Annotated in this window: 1 protein-coding gene; it reads right to left on the bottom strand. The window is 72.2% G+C overall.

The window, feature by feature from the left end; translation table 11 throughout:
* A partial coding sequence (locus ACOADB_RS14410; RefSeq protein WP_378599824.1) for a class I SAM-dependent methyltransferase occupies positions 1-467 on the bottom strand: 467 nt, incomplete at its 3' end.
* Between the last annotated feature and the right edge of the window lie 162 nt (positions 468-629).

The following is a 629-nucleotide window of genomic DNA, read 5'->3' as shown; positions in this document are numbered from 1 at the left end:
GCGAGCTCGTCGCGCTCGTAGCGGCGGACGTGTCCGAGCGCCACGTCGTGGCCGCTCCACAACGCCATCCCGGCAGGGACGGCGATCAGCGCTCGACCACCGGGGCGCAGGACGCGTCGGGTCTCGTCGGCGACCGCGACGTCGTCGTCGATGTGCTCCCATGCGTCGGTCGACATGACCAGGTCGACCGACTCGTCAGCGATCGGCAGGCGCCGGCCATCGCCCCGCACGACAGGGATCCCGCGGGACGCCGCGATCTCCGCGCCGGTCTCGGTGTACTCGACACCGATGGCCTTCCAGCCGAGCTCACGGAGCACGACCGTGTTGCCGCCCATGCCGCACCCGACGTCGACGGCGCGACCGGCCGGCCAGTCCTTGACGGTACGACGGACCAGGGCCCGGCGTGCGGCGTACCACCAGTGCCGTCGCTCGAGCGCGGCCGACTTGGCGATCTCCTCGGCATCCACGCGCCGAGCCTAGTGGCTCGTTCGGGACGGGCGGCTCACCCGTGCCGGGAGGGATCGGAGCGCTTCTTCACCTCGGCGCCGTCCCGGCCGCCACCCCAGTCGGTGTCGGCGACGGTGGGGTCCGTCTTGCGCTTCTTGAACCGCCAGTTCGCACTTCCGGTG

It is taken from the genome of Nocardioides sp. CPCC 206348 (genome assembly GCF_048654705.1).
Taxonomy (GTDB): domain Bacteria; phylum Actinomycetota; class Actinomycetes; order Propionibacteriales; family Nocardioidaceae; genus Nocardioides.
This window is presented reverse-complemented; position numbering and strand designations above follow the sequence as displayed.